This window comes from Enterobacter sp. FW301-JW81, assembly GCF_058788735.1.
This window is the reverse complement of the sequence record NZ_JBYTBA010000004.1, coordinates 38,078-57,097: the sequence shown is the minus strand read 5'-3', so window position 1 is coordinate 57,097 and position 19,020 is coordinate 38,078. Positions and strand designations below refer to the sequence as shown.

At 57.9% G+C, this 19,020-nt stretch carries 14 protein-coding genes; 10 read left to right on the top strand and 4 right to left on the bottom strand.

Features of this window, described 5'->3' with window-relative positions:
* Positions 1–147: 147 nt before the first annotated feature.
* The 5 genes from mrcB (at position 148) to fhuB (ending at position 8,836) form a co-directional block, all read left to right on the top strand.
* Positions 148–2,673, top strand: coding sequence for a bifunctional glycosyl transferase/transpeptidase (gene mrcB, locus AC3WOK_RS13725; protein ID WP_059311943.1), 2,526 nt, complete (start codon positions 148–150; stop codon positions 2,671–2,673).
* Between the two features lie 235 nt (positions 2,674–2,908).
* Positions 2,909–5,119 (top strand): ferrichrome porin FhuA, encoded by a 2,211-nt coding sequence (gene fhuA, locus AC3WOK_RS13720; protein ID WP_492354676.1) that lies wholly within the window; start codon positions 2,909–2,911, stop codon positions 5,117–5,119.
* A 50-nt stretch (positions 5,120–5,169) separates the two neighbouring features.
* Positions 5,170–5,967, top strand: coding sequence for a Fe3+-hydroxamate ABC transporter ATP-binding protein FhuC (fhuC, locus tag AC3WOK_RS13715; RefSeq protein WP_047346397.1), 798 nt, complete (start codon positions 5,170–5,172; stop codon positions 5,965–5,967).
* Positions 5,967–6,857 (top strand): Fe(3+)-hydroxamate ABC transporter substrate-binding protein FhuD, encoded by an 891-nt coding sequence (gene fhuD / locus AC3WOK_RS13710; protein WP_492354675.1) that lies wholly within the window; start codon positions 5,967–5,969, stop codon positions 6,855–6,857. Before fhuC ends, fhuD begins: the two co-directional genes overlap by 1 nt.
* Complete coding sequence (gene fhuB / locus AC3WOK_RS13705) at positions 6,854–8,836, top strand: Fe(3+)-hydroxamate ABC transporter permease FhuB (RefSeq protein WP_492354674.1); 1,983 nt, start codon at positions 6,854–6,856, stop codon at positions 8,834–8,836. The genes fhuD and fhuB overlap by 4 nt, the downstream gene beginning before the upstream one ends.
* 84 nt (positions 8,837–8,920) lie before the next feature.
* On the opposite strand, the gene hemL is transcribed toward fhuB, so the two are convergent.
* Positions 8,921–10,201 (bottom strand): glutamate-1-semialdehyde 2,1-aminomutase, encoded by a 1,281-nt coding sequence (gene hemL / locus AC3WOK_RS13700; protein ID WP_492354673.1) that lies wholly within the window; start codon positions 10,199–10,201, stop codon positions 8,921–8,923.
* A gap of 177 nt (positions 10,202–10,378) precedes the next feature.
* On the opposite strand from hemL, the gene clcA reads away from it, so the two are divergent.
* Both clcA and erpA read left to right on the top strand, forming a co-directional pair.
* On the top strand, positions 10,379–11,779 hold the full coding sequence (clcA, locus tag AC3WOK_RS13695; protein WP_059311938.1) for a H(+)/Cl(-) exchange transporter ClcA: 1,401 nt from the start codon (positions 10,379–10,381) through the stop codon (positions 11,777–11,779).
* A gap of 85 nt (positions 11,780–11,864) precedes the next feature.
* Positions 11,865–12,209: an iron-sulfur cluster insertion protein ErpA gene (gene erpA / locus AC3WOK_RS13690; RefSeq protein WP_013095643.1), complete on the top strand. Its 345-nt coding sequence runs from the start codon at positions 11,865–11,867 to the stop codon at positions 12,207–12,209.
* Between the two features lie 92 nt (positions 12,210–12,301).
* Here the strand turns inward: erpA and AC3WOK_RS13685 are convergent, their stop codons facing one another.
* Genes AC3WOK_RS13685 through mtnN form a run of 3 tightly spaced genes read right to left on the bottom strand, consistent with a single transcriptional unit; the run spans position 12,302 to position 14,444 of the window.
* The gene (locus tag AC3WOK_RS13685; protein WP_059311937.1) at positions 12,302–12,925 is read right to left on the bottom strand and encodes a TRIC cation channel family protein; all 624 of its coding nucleotides are present in this window, start codon (positions 12,923–12,925) and stop codon (positions 12,302–12,304) included.
* A gap of 27 nt (positions 12,926–12,952) precedes the next feature.
* Complete coding sequence (gene btuF, locus AC3WOK_RS13680) at positions 12,953–13,753, bottom strand: vitamin B12 ABC transporter substrate-binding protein BtuF (RefSeq protein ID WP_047346403.1); 801 nt, start codon at positions 13,751–13,753, stop codon at positions 12,953–12,955.
* Positions 13,746–14,444, bottom strand: coding sequence for a 5'-methylthioadenosine/S-adenosylhomocysteine nucleosidase (gene mtnN / locus AC3WOK_RS13675; protein ID WP_008501920.1), 699 nt, complete (start codon positions 14,442–14,444; stop codon positions 13,746–13,748). The genes btuF and mtnN overlap by 8 nt, the downstream gene beginning before the upstream one ends.
* Before the next feature lie 82 nt (positions 14,445–14,526).
* Here mtnN and dgt point away from each other — a divergent pair, with 82 nt between their 5' ends.
* From dgt to AC3WOK_RS13660, 3 genes are all read left to right on the top strand, one after another.
* Positions 14,527–16,041 (top strand): dGTPase, encoded by a 1,515-nt coding sequence (gene dgt, locus AC3WOK_RS13670; protein WP_492354672.1) that lies wholly within the window; start codon positions 14,527–14,529, stop codon positions 16,039–16,041.
* 131 nt (positions 16,042–16,172) lie between these two features.
* Positions 16,173–17,609 carry a serine endoprotease DegP gene (gene degP / locus AC3WOK_RS13665; protein ID WP_059311934.1) on the top strand — a complete coding sequence of 479 codons (1,437 nt, stop codon included), beginning with the start codon at positions 16,173–16,175 and terminating at the stop codon, positions 17,607–17,609.
* A gap of 154 nt (positions 17,610–17,763) precedes the next feature.
* Positions 17,764–18,921, top strand: coding sequence for a CdaR family transcriptional regulator (locus AC3WOK_RS13660; RefSeq protein ID WP_492354671.1), 1,158 nt, complete (start codon positions 17,764–17,766; stop codon positions 18,919–18,921).
* The last annotated feature ends 99 nt before the right edge of the window (positions 18,922–19,020 follow it).

The following is a 19,020-nucleotide window of genomic DNA, read 5'->3' as shown; positions in this document are numbered from 1 at the left end:
GCCCTCTCCCACGGGGAGAGGGAGAAAACACTAAAGACTTTCCTGACAGGAAAGTCTTGCTGTTTATTTTGAGAGATTTCTTCTTTCACAGATCGGTGGAAGAAAAGAGAATCGGGCCTTTGCGCCTGAAAGTTGCGGAGAAAAAGCATGGCGGGGAATGACCGCGAGCCAATAGGACGTAAGGGAAAACCAACGCGTCCGGCGAAAGAAAAGGTAAGCCGTCGTCGCCTCAGAGATGAGGACTATGACGATGACTATGAAGACGATTATGAGGATGAAGAACCGATGCCGCGTAAAGGGAAAGGCAAAGGGCGTAAGCCTCGGGGCAAGCGCGGCTGGTTCTGGCTGCTGCTGAAGCTGTTTATTATTTTTGTTGTGCTGATGGCGATTTACGGCGTGTATCTGGATCAAAAGATCCGCAGCCGTATTGACGGTAAAGTCTGGCAGCTACCTGCGGCAGTGTATGGCCGTATGGTGAACCTTGAGCCAGATATGTCCATCAGTAAGAACGAGATGGTGAAGCTGCTGGAAGCCACCCAGTATCGTCAGGTGTCTAAAATGACGCGCCCTGGCGAATTTACCGTGCAGGCAAATAGCATTGAGATGATCCGCCGTCCGTTTGATTTCCCGGACAGCAAAGAGGGGCAGGTGCGCGCGCGTCTGACCTTTGATGGCGATCGTCTGGATATTATTGAGAACATGGATAACAACCGTCAGTTCGGTTTCTTCCGTCTCGATCCCCGTCTGATCACCATGCTCTCCTCGGCAAACGGCGAACAGCGTCTGTTCGTTGCGCGTAACGGTTTCCCGGATCTGCTGGTGGACACCCTGCTGGCAACCGAAGACCGTCACTTCTACGAGCACGATGGCATCAGCCTCTACTCGATTGGTCGTGCGGTACTGGCTAACCTCACTGCGGGCCGTACCGTGCAGGGCGCGAGTACCCTTACCCAGCAGCTGGTGAAGAACCTGTTCCTCTCCAGCGAACGCTCTTACTGGCGTAAAGCTAACGAAGCGTACATGGCCGTCCTGATGGATGCGCGTTACAGCAAGGATCGTATCCTTGAGCTGTATATGAACGAGGTGTATCTCGGTCAGAGCGGCGATAACGAAATCCGCGGCTTCCCGCTGGCGAGCCTGTACTACTTTGGCCGTCCGGTGGAAGAGCTGAGCCTCGACCAGCAGGCACTGCTGGTGGGTATGGTGAAAGGGGCGTCTATTTATAACCCGTGGCGTAACCCGAAACTGGCGCTGGAGCGTCGTAACCTGGTGCTGCGCCTGCTGCAACAACAGCAGGTGATTGACCAGGAGCTGTACGACATGCTAAGCGCGCGGCCACTCGGCGTTCAGCCGCGCGGTGGCGTGATTTCGCCTCAGCCGGCGTTTATGCAGCTGGTGCGTCAGGAGCTGCAAAGCAAGCTCGGTGATAAGGTCAAAGATCTCTCCGGCGTGAAGATCTTCACCACCTTTGATTCCGTAGCGCAGGACGCGGCAGAGAAAGCGGCTGTGGAAGGCATTCCGGCGCTGAAGAAACAGCGTAAGCTGAGCGATCTGGAAACCGCGATGGTGGTGGTTGACCGTAACTCCGGCGAAGTTCGCGCGATGGTGGGCGGTGCCGAGCCGCAGTTTGCAGGCTACAACCGTGCCATGCAGGCGCGTCGCTCGATCGGTTCTCTGGCAAAACCTGCGACCTATCTCACTGCCCTGAGCCAGCCGAATCAGTATCGCCTGAATACCTGGATTGCGGATGCGCCGATCTCCCTGCGTCAGCCTAACGGCCAGGTCTGGTCACCGCAGAACGATGATAAACAGTTCAGCGGCCAGGTCATGCTGGTGGATGCTTTAACGCGCTCCATGAACGTGCCAACGGTTAACCTGGGGATGTCGCTGGGCCTGCCGGCCATTGTCGATACCTGGCAGAAACTCGGCGTGTCGAAAGATCAGCTGCATCCGGTGCCCGCGATGATCCTCGGTGCGCTTAACCTGACGCCGATCGAAGTGGCGCAGGCGTTCCAGACCATTGCCAGCGGGGGTAACCGCGCGCCACTGTCTGCCCTGCGTTCGGTGATTGCCGAAGATGGCTCCGTGCTGTATCAGAGCTTCCCGCAGGCAGAACGTGCCGTTCCTGCTCAGGCAGCCTATATGACGCTGTGGACGATGCAGCAGGTTGTGCAGCGCGGTACCGGCCGTCAGCTGGGGGCGAAGTATCCGGGTCTGCATCTGGCGGGTAAAACCGGGACCACCAACAACAACGTCGATACCTGGTTCGCCGGTATCGATGGCCGTGAAGTGGTGATTACCTGGGTAGGCCGCGACAACAACCAGCCGACCAAGCTGTACGGTGCGAGCGGGGCGATGTCGATTTACCAGCGCTATCTGGCGAATCAGTCCCCTGTGCCGCTGAATCTGGTTGCGCCGGAAGACATCGTCGATATGGGTGTGGACAGTTCCGGTAACTTCGTCTGCGGCGGCGGGATGCGTACCCTGCCTGTCTGGACCGCAAATCCGGACTCGCTGTGCCAGCAAAGCCAGCCAGAACAGCCAACGGGTAACCCGTTCGACCAGTCTTCTCAGCCACAGCAGCCGCAGCAGCAACAGCCGCAGCAGCAGAATGAGAAGAAAGACAGCGACGGTGTCGCGGGCTGGATTAAAGACATGTTCGGCGGTAACTAACCTTTTAAAGCCCTCTTCCCTGGAAGGGGGCTTTTTTTACCCGTAAACCGCATTTCGTTAACCCTCGCTTTAACTCTGATTAACCCTTCGTTTTCTCTTGTCTATTTCTTAAACCCTTAATTCTCGTAGGGCCGCATACTGCTTGCTATGCAACCAGCGTTTCGCATATTATTCTGGCGCTCATAATAATAATTCTCGTTTACGTTATCATTCACTTTCACATCAGAGATTCAACATGGCGCTTTCCAATACTGCTCAGCCAATTAACACGTCGCTGCGTAAAATCGCGGTCGTCGTAGCCACAGCGGTTGCCGGCATGTCGACTTATGCACATGCTGCCGAAACCCCGAACAAAGAAGAAACCATTACCGTTACTGCCGCGCCTGCTGCGCAGGAAAGTGCGTGGGGGCCGGCACCAACGATTGCGGCCAAGCGCACCGCCACGGCGACCAAAACCGATACCCCGATTGAGAAAACCCCGCAGTCTATTTCCGTCGTCACACGTGAAGAGATGGACATGAAGCAGCCGGGGACGGTGAAGCAAGCGCTGGCCTATACGCCGAGCGTTTTTGCGACTCGCGGTGCTTCAACAACGTATGATGTTGTTTCTATCCGTGGTTTCACCACCTCCAGTACCGTGAACACTAACCAGTACCTGGACGGGATGAAGCTGCAGGGGGATAACTATTCTGAAGCGTCCATGGATCCGTATTTCCTTGAGCGCGTCGAACTGCTGCGCGGCCCAACGTCCGTTCTGTACGGTAAAAGTCACCCGGGCGGCGTGGTCAGCATGGTCAGCAAGCGTCCAACCACCGAGCCACTGAAGGAAATCCAGTTCAAAATGGGTACCGATAACCTGTGGCAGACCGGGTTTGATTTCAGCGATGCGATTGATGATGACGGCGTGTGGTCATACCGCCTGACCGGTCTGGGGCGCAGCGAAAATGCGCAGCAGGAAATGGTTAAGTCCACCCGTTACGCCATTGCGCCTGCTTTCAGCTGGCGACCTGACGATAAGACGGATTTCACCTTCCTGAGCAATTTCCAGAGCGATCCGGATGCAGGCTATTACGGCTGGCTGCCGCGGGAAGGTACCGTTGTGCCTTACTATGACGCCAACGGCAACGCACACAAGCTGCCGACCGATTTCAACGAAGGTGATGAAGACAACAAGATCTCCCGTCGTCAGAAGATGGTGGGCTACAGCTTCTCGCATCAGTTTGATGACACCTTTACCGTGCGTCAAAACCTGCGCTACGCCAAGATCAACACGCTTTACCGTTCCGTCTACGGTAACGGCTATATTGCACCGGCTCAGATCAGCCGGGCGTACGTGCGCTCTGATGAGGACCTGAACTCGTTCACGGTCGATACTCAGCTACAGTCTAAATTTGCGACCGGTGCAGTGGATCATACCCTGTTAACGGGCGTCGATTACCTGCGCATGCGTAACGATATTGATGCTGATTACGGCAGCGCTGACCCTATCAGCATGACCAATCCGCAGCACAACAATGCCAATATCAACGTGAACTTCCCGTATGCCGTGCTCAATCGTCAGGAGCAAACGGGCCTGTATGCGCAGGATCAGGCTGAGTGGGATAAGTGGGTCCTGACCCTTGGCGGACGCTACGATTTCGCTAAAACGTCCACGCTGACCCGCTCCTCTGACACGACGGCTGAAATCAACGACCGGGCGTTCACCTGGCGCGGCGGGATCAACTACCTGTTTGATAACGGTATTACGCCGTACTTCAGCTACAGCGAATCCTTCGAGCCTATTTCCGGCGCAACACAGGGCGGCAAACCGTTCGATCCGGCTCGCGGCAAGCAGTATGAAGCGGGCGTGAAATACGTACCGAAAGATCTGCCTGTGGTTGTGACTGCAGCGGTATACCAGCTGACCAAAAACAACAACCTGACGGCCGATCCGGCGAACCCGACCAGCGGCTTTAGCGTGCAGGGCGGCGAAATTCGTTCCCGCGGGTTCGAACTGGAAGCAAAAGCCGCAGTCTCTGCCAACGTGAACGTGACGGCTTCCTATAGCTTTACTGATGCGGAATACACGCAAGATACCTGGTATGAAGGCCGTCGTCCGGCGGAAGTGCCGCGTAACATGGCGTCTCTGTGGGCCGATTACACCTTCCACGAGACGGCGCTGAGCGGTCTGACGGTAGGGGCGGGAACCCGTTACATCGGTAACACCGTTTCCTACTACTCTGCCTCGTCGCCAAAAGCCTACCAGTCATTTAACGTTGCGGGCTATGCCCTGGCGGATGCCACCGTGAAATACGACCTGGCTCGCTTTGGACTGCCGGGCTCTTCTGTCGGCGTCAACGTAAACAACATCTTCGACCGTGAATACGTCTCCAGCTGCTATAGCGAATATGCATGCTACTGGGGAGCAGGACGTCAGGTTGTTGCCACCGCGACCTTCCGCTTCTAACCGCTCTTTGGGCACGGTTCGCCGTGCCCTTTTTATTTAAGTTGGCTGATATGCAGGATAATCAAACGCAACCCGACACCACCTTTACGCTCAACCATCTCTCCTTTCGCGTACCCGGGCGCACGCTGCTGCATCCGCTCTCTCTGACGTTCCCGGCAGGTAAAGTGACGGGGCTGATTGGCCACAACGGCTCCGGTAAATCCACGCTGCTCAAAATGCTGGGACGCCACCAGCCGCCTTCAGAAGGCGATATTTTGCTGGATGACCAGCCTCTGGAGAGCTGGAGCAGTAAAGCCTTTGCCCGCAAAGTCGCCTATCTGCCGCAGCAGCTGCCGCAGGCGGAGGGGATGACGGTACGCGAGCTGGTGGCCATTGGGCGTTATCCGTGGCACGGAGCGCTGGGCCGCTTCGGCGTCGCCGACAGAGAAAAAGTGGAAGAGGCAATTGCGCTGGTGGGGCTAAAACCGCTGGCGCACCGGCTGGTGGATAGCCTGTCCGGCGGTGAACGCCAGCGCGCGTGGATTGCGATGCTGGTGGCACAGGACAGCCGCTGCCTGCTGCTCGACGAACCGACCTCTGCGCTGGATATTGCCCACCAGGTCGACGTGCTGGCGCTGGTGCATCGCTTAAGCCAGCAGCGGGGGCTGACGGTGATTGCGGTCCTGCATGATATCAACATGGCGGCGCGGTACTGTGACTATCTCGTCGCGCTGCGCGGGGGCGAGATGATTGCCCAGGGCACGCCGTCTGAGCTGATGCGCAGTGAAACGCTGGAACACATTTACGGTATTCCGATGGGTATTCTGCCTCACCCTGCCGGGGCTGCGCCGGTGAGCTTCGTATACTGATGCTGGACAATATGCTTATCAGCCGTCGTCGCCTGCTGACGGCCATGGCGCTCTCACCGCTGCTGTTGAAAATGAATACGGCGCGGGCTGCCGCCGTGGATCCGCACCGTATTGTGGCCCTTGAGTGGCTGCCGGTTGAACTGATGATGGCGCTCGGCGTTACGCCCTATGGCGTGGCGGACATTCCTAACTATAGCCTCTGGGTGAACGAGCCGAAGCTGCCGGACTCGGTGATCGACGTCGGTCTGCGTACGGAGCCAAACCTCGAACTGCTCACCCAGATGAAGCCGTCGTTCCTGTTCTGGTCCGCGGGCTACGGCCCGTCAGAAGAGGTGATGGCGCGCATTGCGCCAGGACGCGGATTCTCGTTCAGCGACGGTAAAAAACCGCTGACCGTGGCGAAAAACTCGATTAACGAGATGGCGCATTTCCTCAACCGCGAGGCGGAGGCCAAACGGCATCTCGATGAATTTGATGCCCTGATTGACGCGCTAAAGCCGCGTTTTGCTCACCGGGGCGATCGCCCGCTGCTGATGGTGACGCTGCTGGATGCCCGCCATATGCTGGTCTTTGGTAAAAACTGCCTGTTCCAGGAAGTGCTCGACAGTTTTGGCATTCGTAATGCCTGGGAAGGGGAGATGACGTTCTGGGGCAGTACCGCCGTGGGTATCGATCGTCTGGCGGCGTTTCGCGATGCAGATGTGATCTGTTTCGACCACGGAAACGAGCGTGACATGCAGGCGCTGATGGCGACGCCGCTCTGGCAGGCGATGCCGTTTGTGCGCGAGCAACGCTTCCAGCGCGCCCCGGCGGTCTGGTTCTACGGCGCGACGCTGTCGGCCATGCATTTTGCTCGCCTGCTGGATAGCGCGCTGGGAGGAAAAGCATGAGCATGCGTATCGCCCGCTTCCCGGCGCTGCTGTTGTCCTTACTGTTCCTGGCCGCGCTGGTATTAACCTGGTTCAACCTCTCGACGGCGCTACCGCGTGGACAGTGGGGCGCTGCCCTGGCCGCGCCGGATATCGATAATATTCAGCAGATGCTGTTTCACTACAGCCTGCTGCCGCGCCTGGCGATCTCCCTCTTAGTCGGTGCCGGTTTAGGGCTGGTGGGCGTGCTGTTCCAGCAGGTTTTACGCAATCCGCTGGCGGAACCGACCACGCTCGGCGTTGCGACCGGCGCGCAGCTTGGGATCACGGTCATCACGCTGTGGTCGCTGCCGGGGGCGTTGACCTCGCAGTTTGCCGCTCTCGCGGGGGCGTGCGTGGTGGGGGCGCTGGTCTTTGGCGTGGCCTGGGGCAAACGTCTTTCCCCGGTGACGCTTATTCTGGCCGGGCTGGTGGTGAGCCTGTACTGCGGGGCGATTAACCAGCTGCTGGTGCTGTTCCACCACGATCGGCTGCAAAGCATGTTCCTGTGGAGTACCGGCACGCTCACCCAGACCGACTGGAGCGTGGTGGCGCATCTGTGGCCACAGCTGGCCGGCGGCGTCGTGCTGACGCTGCTGCTGCTGCGTCCCCTGACGCTCATGGGGCTGGATGACGGCGTGGCGCGAAACCTGGGGCTGGCGCTGTCGCTGGCTCGCCTGGCGGCGCTGACGCTGGCGATTGTACTGAGCGCTCTGCTGGTGAATGCGGTCGGTATAATCGGGTTTATCGGGCTGTTCGCGCCGCTGCTGGCGAAAATGCTCGGGGCGCGTCGTTTGCTGGCGCGTCTGCTGCTGGGCTCGCTGATTGGGGCGCTGATCCTCTGGCTTTCCGATCAGCTCATTCTGTGGCTGGCGCGGGTCTGGAGGGAGGTGTCCACCGGGTCGGTCACGGCGCTTATCGGTGCGCCGTTGCTGCTGTGGCTGCTGCCGCGCCTGCGCAGCATGAGCGCGCCGGCGATGGATGCAGGCGATAAAGTCTATGCGGAACGCCAGTCGGTGCTGTGGTTTAGCCTTGCTGGCCTGGCGGTGCTGGTTATCGCCTCGTTTACCGCGCTCGCGTTTGGGCGCGATGCGGCGGGCTGGCACTGGGCAACGGGCGATTTACTCAACGAACTGCTGCAGTGGCGCTGGCCGCGTATCTTCGCCGCGCTGATCGCCGGCGTGATGCTGGCGGTGGCGGGGTGCATTATTCAGCGTCTGACCGGCAACCCGATGGCAAGCCCGGAAGTGCTGGGGATCAGCTCCGGCGCCGCCTTTGGCGTGGTACTGATGCTGTTCTTCGTGCCGGGCAATGCGTTTGGCTGGCTGATGCCTGCCGGGAGTATCGGTGCGGCGGCGACGCTGATGATTATCCTGATGGCTGCCGGTCGCGGCGGATTTTCTCCGCACCGGATGCTGCTGGCCGGGATGGCGCTTAGCACTGCATTTACGATGCTCCTGATGATGCTGCAGGCGAGCGGCGATCCGCGCATGGCGAAGATCCTGACCTGGATTTCCGGCTCAACGTACGGTGCCACCGGCAGTCAGGTTGTCTGGTCCGGGATCGTGATGATCGTGCTGCTGGCGATTGTGCCGCTGTGCCGTCGCTGGCTGACCATCCTGCCGCTCGGCGGTGAAACGGCGCGGGCGGTGGGTATGGCGCTGACGCCAGCGCGCGTGGCCCTGCTGCTGCTGGCGGCGTGCCTGACGGCTGTGGCAACCATGACTATCGGACCGCTGAGCTTTGTCGGGTTGATGGCGCCGCACATAGCCCGAATGATGGGGTTCCGCCGGACGATGCCGCATATTGTGATGTCTGCCCTCACGGGCGGGGTCATGCTGGTGTTTGCAGACTGGTGCGGAAGAATGGTGCTGTTCCCGTATCAGATCCCGGCGGGTCTGCTGTCGACCTTTATCGGTGCGCCGTACTTTATTTATCTGTTGAGAAAGCAGAGTCGGTAGTCAGGTGCGGCCTGATGCCCTCTCCCACGGGGAGAGGGAGAACATCGTAGGCCGGGTAAGCGTTAGCGCCACCCGGCAATGCCCTTAAAGCTTCGCAAACACCTTACGCGCCGCGTCGATGGTGTTATTGATATCTGCTTCGCTGTGCGCCACGGACATGAAGCCCGCTTCGAACGCCGACGGTGCCAGATACACGCCTTCTTCCAGCATCAGGTGGAAGAAGCGCTTGAAGCGTTCAACGTCGCACTTCACCACGTCCTGATAGCAGGTCACGGTTTTCGCATCGGTGAAGAAAATCCCGAACATTCCGCCCACGTGGTTAACGACCAGCGGAATACCGGCTTCCTCTGCCGCTTCAAGCAGTCCGTTTGCCAGCTGTGTCGTCAGGTCGGTCAGGGTTTCATGAATGCCCGGCTGAGCCACTTCGTTCAGGCAGGCGAAACCGGCAGCCATTGCGATTGGGTTACCGGAGAGCGTGCCCGCCTGGTAAACCGGGCCGGTTGGCGCCAGGGCTTCCATAACGTCCTTACGACCACCGAATGCACCGACCGGCATGCCGCCGCCGATGATTTTGCCAAGGCAGGTCAGGTCCGGCTCAACGCCGTAGTAAGACTGAGCACCCGCCAGCGCCACGCGGAAGCCGGTCATCACTTCATCGATGATCAGCAGCGCGCCGAACTCGTCGCACAGGGCACGCAGGCCCGGCAGGAAGTCAGGCTGCGGTGGGATGCAGTTCATGTTGCCCGCAACCGGCTCAACGATGATGCAGGCGATCTCCTGCGGATACTGCTCGAACGCCGCGCGAACGGTAGCCAGATCGTTGTAGGTACAGGTCAGGGTATGCTTCGCGAAATCTGCCGGTACGCCCGGCGAGTTTGGCTGGCCGAGCGTCAGCGCGCCGGAGCCCGCTTTCACCAGCAGGCAGTCTGCGTGACCGTGGTAGCAGCCTTCAAACTTGACGATCTTGTCGCGGCCGGTAAAGCCACGCGCCAGGCGGATAGCGCTCATGGTGGCTTCGGTACCGGAGTTCACCATACGCACCATGTCCATGGTAGGCACCAGTTCAGTGACCAGCTCCGCCATTTTCACTTCCATTTCCGTCGGCGCGCCGAAGCTCAGGCCGCGCTGGGCGGCTTCAATTACCGCATTACGGATAGCCGGGTGGTTGTGGCCCAGCACCATCGGGCCCCAGGAGCCGACATAATCGATATAGGCTTTGCCATCGACATCATACAGATACGCGCCGTCAGCACGTTCGATAAACAGCGGCGTGCCGCCCACGCCGGTAAAGGCGCGCACAGGTGAGTTCACGCCACCCGGAATAAGCTCGCGGGCTGCACTGTAGAGGTTTTCAGACTTGCTCATGGCGTCGTTCCTGGTTCGTATAAAATGATTAAGCACACTATTCTAAGTGATTCGCGGAAGGTTATGAAATTTTTGCCCCATTAATGCATAAACAATTGTTAAGGATTTTTCACGGGACGGCGCGACTGTCTCTGGTAAAATCCTCGCGGCTTTTTGTGTGATGAATAAGAACAGGACATGAAATCAGATTCTCCGTCTTTTGAAGAACAACAGTTTTCGCGCGCCCAACACCGAATCAGTATTCGGCGGCTGCTCAATCGCGATAAAACGCCGCTGGCGATCCTGATGGCCGCTGCCGTGGTGGGTACCCTTGCGGGTCTGGCTGGCGTGGCGTTTGAAAAAGCGGTTAATGCCGTACTCAACTGGCGAGTGGGGACCGTAGCCGGTTTCGCCGACAGCAGATGGCTGGTCTGGACAGCGGCATTTGGGCTGTCTGCGCTGCTTGCTATGGTGGGTTATTTTCTGGTCCGTAAATTTGCGCCGGAGGCGGGCGGCTCTGGTATCCCGGAAATTGAGGGCGCGCTGGAGGAGCTGCGTCCGGTGCGCTGGTGGCGAGTGATCCCGGTGAAATTTATCGGCGGCATGGGAACCCTCGGTGCGGGGATGGTACTGGGGCGAGAGGGGCCAACCGTGCAGCTGGGCGGGAACGTCGGGCGCATGGTGGGCGATCTGTTTCGGATGCGCAGCGCTGAAGCGCGCCATACGCTGCTGGCCACCGGCGCGGCGGCGGGGCTGTCGGCGGCGTTTAACGCGCCGCTGGCCGGGATTTTGTTCATCATCGAAGAGATGCGCGCCCAGTTTCGCTACAACCTGATCTCCATAAAAGCGGTGTTTACCGGCGTCATTATGTCGAGCATCGTCTTTCGCATCTTTAATGGCGAAGGGGCGGTCATTGAGGTGGGAAAACTCACCAACGCGCCGGTCAATACCCTGTGGCTTTATCTGATCCTCGGTATGATTTTTGGCGTGGTAGGCCCGCTCTTTAACACCTTCATTCTGCGCGCTCAGGATATGTTCCAGCGTCTTCACGGCGGGAATACAACCAAATGGGTGCTGATGGGTGGCCTGCTGGGCGGGATGTGCGGCGTACTCGGCTTTATTGAACCGAATGCCGCAGGCGGCGGGTTCGGCCTGATTCCCATTGCGGCGGCGGGGAATTTCAGCGTGGGACTGCTGCTGTTTATGTTTATTTCACGCGTCATCACGACGGTGCTGTGCTTCTCCTCCGGCGCGCCGGGCGGAATATTCGCACCCATGCTGGCGCTGGGAACGCTGCTGGGCACCGCGTTTGGTATGGCGGCGCAGGCGGGCTTGCCCGCTTATCACCTTGATGCCGGGACCTTTGCGGTGGCCGGAATGGGGGCGCTGCTGGCCGCGTCCCTACGCGCGCCGTTGACGGGTATCGTGCTGGTGCTGGAGATGACGGATAATTACCAGCTCATTTTGCCAATGATCATTACCTGTCTCGGCGCGACACTATTAGCCCAATTCCTGGGTGGAAAGCCGCTATACTCCACCATCCTTGCGCGTACTCTGGCAAAACAAGAGGCTGAACGGGCCGCAGCGCAGAATACTTGAATGAATTACCAGGGTATTAGATAATGACACAAAGAATTGGGTGAATTTTACCCAATCGCAGTAGCAGTATTCATGGGAGCATATGATGAGTGATGATGTAGCGTTGCCGCTGGAATTTACCGAAGCAGCAGCCAACAAAGTGAAAACCCTGATTGCAGACGAAGACAATCCGGATCTGAAACTGCGCGTCTATATTACCGGCGGCGGCTGCAGCGGCTTCCAGTATGGTTTTACCTTTGACGACCAGGTTAACGATGGTGATATGACTATCGAGAAACAGGGCGTCGCCCTGGTGGTTGACCCGATGAGCCTGCAATACCTGGTGGGCGGCTCGGTGGATTACACCGAAGGTCTGGAAGGATCGCGCTTTGTGGTGACCAACCCGAACGCAACAAGCACCTGCGGGTGTGGTTCTTCGTTCAGCATCTAAGAGGTTCGGGCTGATGCCCTCGCCCCGGCCCTCTCCCACAGGGGGAGGGAGAAAAGACTAAAAACGGTAACCTGGCGGTTACCGTTTTGCGTTTACCTTCCGTTATCGTCCAGCGCAAACGTCGGCAGCTTCAGGTGCCAGCGTATCGCCGCTAAACGAATCACCAGCGTCACGAGCATCCCCAGCATCGCTGCATTTTCCAGCGGGAGCGCGAAGGTGTAGTACGCGGTCGCGTGAACAATCCCGCCAACAATACAGGCCGTTGCGTAAATTTCAGTGCGCAGGATCATCGGCACTTCACGCGCCAGAATGTCGCGTATTATCCCACCGCCCACGCCGGTTAATACGCCCATGCAGATCGCCACCATCGGACCGGTACCCGCATTAAACGCCTTGTTTACGCCAATACCGACGAACACGGCCAGACCCACGGCGTCCAGCACCGGCAATATCCATTTGGGTAATCTGCGCGGCTGGCGAACCAGCACAATGGTTAACAGGCAGGTGACCATCGCGACCACCAGATCGGTCGGGTCTTTCACCCAAAACACCGGGCCATTGGCCAGCGCCATATCGCGGATAGTCCCGCCACCCACGGCGGTCACCACGCCAAGCACCAGCACGCCAAACGGATCCATGCGTAGTTTTCCGGCGAGCAGGACGCCGGAGATAGCAAAAACGGCTGTGCCAAGAATATCCAGCCAATAAACGAGCATCGTTAAATCCTCGAAAAGGGTCTTATGTTAGTGGCTCTCTGCCAGGGCGGCACAGAGCTGTTTTGCGGCGAGGATAATACGCGGGCTGGCGCGTTCAAACCAGTCACCGTTGAGCGGGATCACCGGAATTTTTAGCTGCCTTTGCCAGAATTGTTCAATTTTAGGAATCTCGCTCGCATTTCCGACCACGACGATTGCCTGTGGCTGGCGTGCCAGGACCTGTTCACGGCTAACCTGAGGCCACGGCACCCGGCTGGCAGCAAAGATATTTTCACCACCGCAGACTTCCAGCACCTGGTTCTGAATGGATCCTTTTCCGGTGGTGAACAGCGGCTGGCTGCCAAACTGCAGGAAGATGCGCTTTTTAACCGGCGTATCATAGCGGGATTTCAACGCGGCATAGTCGCTGAGCATCTGTTTCGCTGCGGCCTCGGCTTTTTTGGGGGAAGGGCTATAGGGCGCCAGGGCGCGGAGCGCCTGAGCGACTTGTTCAATGCTCACGGCATCAACCCACATGACTTTGATGCCAAGCGTGGCGAGCTGGTTAACCTGCCGCTCGGCGTTGCCGCCGCGCCAGGCCAGCACGAGATCCGGTTTAAGCGCCACGATGCGCTCAAGGTTCATCCCTTGCCAGGTTGCTACCTGTTCAATGCCCGCGGCCTGCGGCGGGTAATCGGAAAAGCTGCTCACGCCAACGGGCGTGATCCCTGCGGCAAAGGCCAGTTCCGTGTTAGCGGGGGAGAGCGTAATCACACGCGGGACAGCATAGAGCCACAGCGGTGCGAAAAGAAGCAGGGCGGCCAGCGCCCTGACGCTATGTTTAGCCACGTGCCAGATTCTGCACCAGGCGTTCCACCATCACGGTGGACTGTTTTGCCGCAACGGTCAGGAACTCGTCGAAGCTGATGTGGGACTGCTGGTCTGCCACGTCAGAGATGGCGCGGACCACCACGAACGGTACGTTGAAGTTATGGCAAACGTGAGCGATCGCGGTCGCTTCCATCTCAACGGCCACCGCCTGAGGGAAGTTATGGCGGATTTTCGCCAGCCCTACGGAGCCATTGATGAAGGCATCACCGCTGACAATCAGGCCGCGCACCGCGTTGAGATTGAGTTCAGCAATGCAGGTTTCTGCCGCCGCAATCAGTTTGTCGTCAGCCTTAAACCCTGCCGGACAGCCCGGGAGCTGACCGTACTCGTAACCGAACGCGGTCACGTCAGCATCGTGGTAACGCGCTTCGTCGGAGACAACGATATCACCCACTTTCAGCGTCGGCGCCAGGCCGCCCGCAGAGCCGGTATTCACGATCACATCCGGCTTGCAGCGCTCGAGCAGCAGGGTTGCACCCAGCGCAGCAGCCACTTTACCGATGCCTGATTTCAGCAGAGCCACGTCAACACCGTTCAGCTGGCCGGTGTAGATCTCACAGCCTCCGAGAGAGAGGGTCTGACGGTTCTCAATTTTGTCACGCAGCAGCGTAACTTCTTCTTCCATTGCACCAATAATGCCGATTTTCATAGATTTACTCGCGATGTGCCTTGTTAAGATGCATAGTCTATCATGCGGTTAAGGGGAAACGCATTCTCAGGCGGGGGAGCACATGTCACCAATCGATTTTCGCACCAAAATTAACTGGCACCGGCGTTTCCGTTCGCCGCAGGGCGACAAGAGCGAACATGAGATCCTGCGTATCTTCGAAAGCGATCGCGGGCGGATTATTAACTCGCCGGCCATCCGCCGTTTGCAGCAAAAGACGCAGGTGTTTCCACTCGAGCGTAACGCCGCGGTGCGCACGCGCCTAACCCACTCCATGGAAGTGCAGCAGGTCGGGCGCTATATTGCCAAAGAGATTTTGAGCCGTCTCAAAGAACAGCGCTTACTGGAAACTTATGGCCTGGACGAACTGACGGGGCCCTTCGAGAGCATCGTTGAGATGGCCTGCCTGATGCATGACATCGGCAACCCGCCTTTTGGCCACTTTGGTGAGGCGGCAATCAATGACTGGTTTAAACAGCGGCTTCATCCTTCGGATGCGGCCAGCCAGCCCCTCAGCGATGACCGCTGTACCGTACGCGACTTACGCCTGCGTGAAGGGGAAGAGGGGCTGAACGATCTGCGTCGTAAAGTGCGCCAGGATCTGTGTCACTTCGAGGGGAACGCGCAGGGGGTCCGGCTGGTCCATTCTCTGATGCGTATGAACCTGACCTGGGCACAGGTCGGCTGCATTCTGAAATATACCCGCCCCGCGTGGTGGATAGGGGATACGCCCGAATCGCACAGTTATCTCATGAAAAAACCGGGCTATTACCTTTCTGAAGAAGCCTATATTGAACGGCTGCGTAAAGAACTTTCATTGACGCCAAACGGCCGCTTTCCCTTAACCTGGATTATGGAAGCCGCCGACGATATTTCCTATTGTGTGGCCGATCTGGAAGACGCCGTTGAGAAAAGAATCTTCAGCGTCGAGGAGCTTTATCAGCATCTTTATGCCGCCTGGGGCACCCATGAAAAAGGCTCGCTGTTTGCGCAGGTTGTCGAAAATGCCTGGGAAAAATCGCGCTCAAATACATTAAGCCGCAGTACGGAAGACCAGTTCTTTATGTATTTGCGGGTCAATACATTAAATAAACTGGTGCCATATGCGGCATCGCGCTTTATTGATAATTTGCCGCTGATTTACAGCGGAGAATTCAATCACGCGCTGCTGGAAGATGACAGCAGTTTCAGCCAGCTCCTTGAGCTTTATAAACATGTGGCGATGCGGCACGTGTTCAGCCACCCGGATGTTGAACAGTTAGAGCTGCAGGGCTACCGGGTAATCAGTGGGTTACTGGAAATTTACTCCCCGTTGCTCCAGCTGTCGGTCGACGAATTCAGCGAGCTGGTGGAACACGAGCGCGTGCGCCGAATACCGATTGAGTCCCGGCTTTATCAGAAACTCTCTACCCGTCATCGACTGGCGTATGTTGAAGCAATTGGCAAGCTGGACCGTCATTCTCTCCAGTGGCCGGTGCTGGAATATTATTATCGCTGCCGCCTGATCCAGGACTATATCAGCGGCATGACGGATTTATACGCCTGGGATGAATATCGCAAGCTGATGGCCGTGGAATAATCACGGAGTTTTGTAAAGACGGCCAATAAATTTTTACCTTTTCCATAAACTTATCGCCGGAACTAAGCGGTATAAAATGAATCTGAGTTACACAGCAATTTTGCGTTATCTGTAAATCGAGATTGAGAAACATGAAAAAAACCACATTAGCAATGAGTGCACTGGCTCTGAGTTTAGGTTTAGCGCTGTCTCCTCTGACTGCTACTGCAGCCGAGACCGCGTCGTCGGCAGCAACCGCGCAGCAGATGCCAAGCCTGGCACCGATGCTCGAAAAGGTGATGCCATCGGTGGTGAGTATTAACGTTGAGGGTAGCACGACCGTCAATACGCCGCGCATGCCGCGTAACTTCCAGCAGTTCTTTGGCGACAACTCGCCGTTCTGCCAGGACGGTTCGCCATTCCAGAGCTCTCCGTTCTGCCAGGGCGGTGGCGCAGGGGATGACAGCCAGGGCGGCGCCCAGCAGCAGAAATTCATGGCGCTTGGCTCGGGAGTGATCATTGATGCAGCGAAAGGCTACGTCGTCACCAACAACCACGTAGTTGATAACGCTAACAGCATTAAGGTGCAGCTGAGCGATGGCCGCAAGTTTGACGCCAAAGTGGTGGGGAAAGACCCGCGCTCCGACATCGCGCTGATCCAGATTCAGGATCCGAAGAACCTGACCGCGATTAAAATTGCCGACTCCGACGCGCTGCGCGTGGGTGACTATACCGTGGCAATCGGTAACCCGTTCGGTCTGGGTGAAACTGTGACCTCCGGTATCGTCTCTGCGCTGGGCCGTAGCGGCCTCAATGCCGAGAACTATGAAAACTTCATCCAGACGGATGCGGCGATTAACCGCGGTAACTCCGGCGGTGCGCTGGTGAACCTGAACGGTGAGCTGATCGGTATCAACACCGCAATCCTGGCACCGGACGGCGGCAACATCGGTATCGGCTTTGCTATCCCAAGTAACATGGTGAAAAACCTGACCGCACAGATGGTGCAGTATGGCCAGGTGAAACGCGGTGAGCTGGGTATCCTGGGTACGGAGCTGAACTCCGAACTGGCGAAGGCAATGAAAGTTGACGCTCAGCGCGGGGCATTCGTCAGCCAGGTGATGCCGAACTCCTCTGCGGCGAAAGCGGGGATTAAAGCGGGTGATGTCATCACCTCCCTGAACGGTAAACCGATCAGCAGCTTTGCCGCCCTGCGCGCCGAAGTGGGTTCTATGCCGGTTGGCAGTAAAATCACCCTCGGCCTGCTGCGCGACGGTAAGCCGGTTAACGTGAGCCTGGAACTGCAGCAGAGCAGCCAGAATCAGGTGGATTCCAGCACCATCTTCAGCGGTATTGAAGGGGCGGAGATGAGCAACAAAGGGGCAGATAAAGGCGTGGTGGTGAACAACGTGAAGGCGAATTCACCGGCAGCCCGTATCGGCCTGAAAAAAGGGGATGTGATCATGGGGGCTAACCAGCAGCCGGTGAAAAACATCGCTGAACTGCGCAAAATTCTCGACAGCAAGCCTTCCGTGCTGGCGCTGAATATCCAGCGTGGTGACTCCTCTATCTACTTGCTGATGCAGTAAATCCTGTAAGCCCCTGCCTGTAACAGGCAGGGGCTTTTCTCGTTTCTGTGACCCTTTCCACAAGTCCATATTTCTCCCTCTCTCTTTGTGCGTTTGCACAATGCAGCCGCAGCTGAACTTCCCTATGCTTGAGCTCTGCTCACAGGAGGGTTGCATGGCTGGCTGGCATCTTGATACCAAAATGGCGCAGGATATCGTGGCGCGCACCATGCGCATCATTGATACCAATATCAACGTAATGGATGCCCGCGGTCGCATTATTGGCAGCGGCGATCGCGAGCGTATTGGTGAATTGCACGAAGGCGCTCTGCTGGTGCTTTCCCAGGGGCGGGTTGTGGATATCGACGACGCGGTAGCGAAACATCTTCACGGCGTACGTCAGGGCATCAATTTGCCGCTGCGCCTTGAAGGTGAGATTGTGGGAGTTATCGGTCTGACCGGCGAGCCGGAGTCGCTGCGTAAATACGGCGAGCTGGTCTGTATGACGGCGGAGATGATGCTGGAGCAGTCGCGCCTGATGCACCTTCTCGCCCAGGACAGCCGCCTGCGCGAAGAGCTGGTCATGAACCTTATACAGGCGGATGAGCATACGCCTGCACTCAGCGAATGGGCGCAGCGGTTGGGGATCGATCTGAACCAGCCGCGCGTGGTGGCGGTGATTGAGGTCGATAGCGGCCAGCTTGGCGTGGACAGCGCCATGGCAGAGCTGCAGCAGTTGCAAAATGCGCTGGCGACGCCGGAGCGCGACAATCTGGTGGCGATAGTCTCTCTGACGGAAATGGTGGTGCTCAAACCGGTGCTCAATCAGTTTGGTCGCTGGGATGCAGAAGATCACCGTCGTCGCGTGGAGCTGCTGATCTCCCGGATGAAGGAGAATGGCCAGTTGCGCTTTCGCGTTGCATTGGGCAACTACTTTACCGGGCCGGGCAGTATCGCCCGCTCCTGGCGTACCGCGCGCACCACCATGATGGTGGGCAAGCAGCGCATGCCGGAGAGCCGCAGCTATTTCTATCAGGATCTGATGCTGCCGGTGCTGCTCGACAGCCTGCGCGGCGGCTGGCAGGCCAATGAGCTGGCACGACCATTAGCGCGTCTGAAAGCCATGGACAACAACGGCCTGCTACGCCGAACGCTACAGGCGTGGTTCCGCCATAACGTGCAGCCGCTGGCGACGTCGAAAGCGCTGTTTATTCACCGCAATACGCTGGAATATCGGCTCAACCGCATTTCGGAGCTGACGGGGCTGGATCTGGGGAATTTTGACGACAGGCTGCTGCTCTATGTGGCGCTGCAGCTGGATGAACAGCGATGATGTTGTTTGCCGGGTGGCGGCTTCGCCTTACCCGGCCTACATAATGGTTTTCTCCCTCTCCCTGTGGGAGAGGGCCGGGGTGAGGGCATCAGGCCGCAC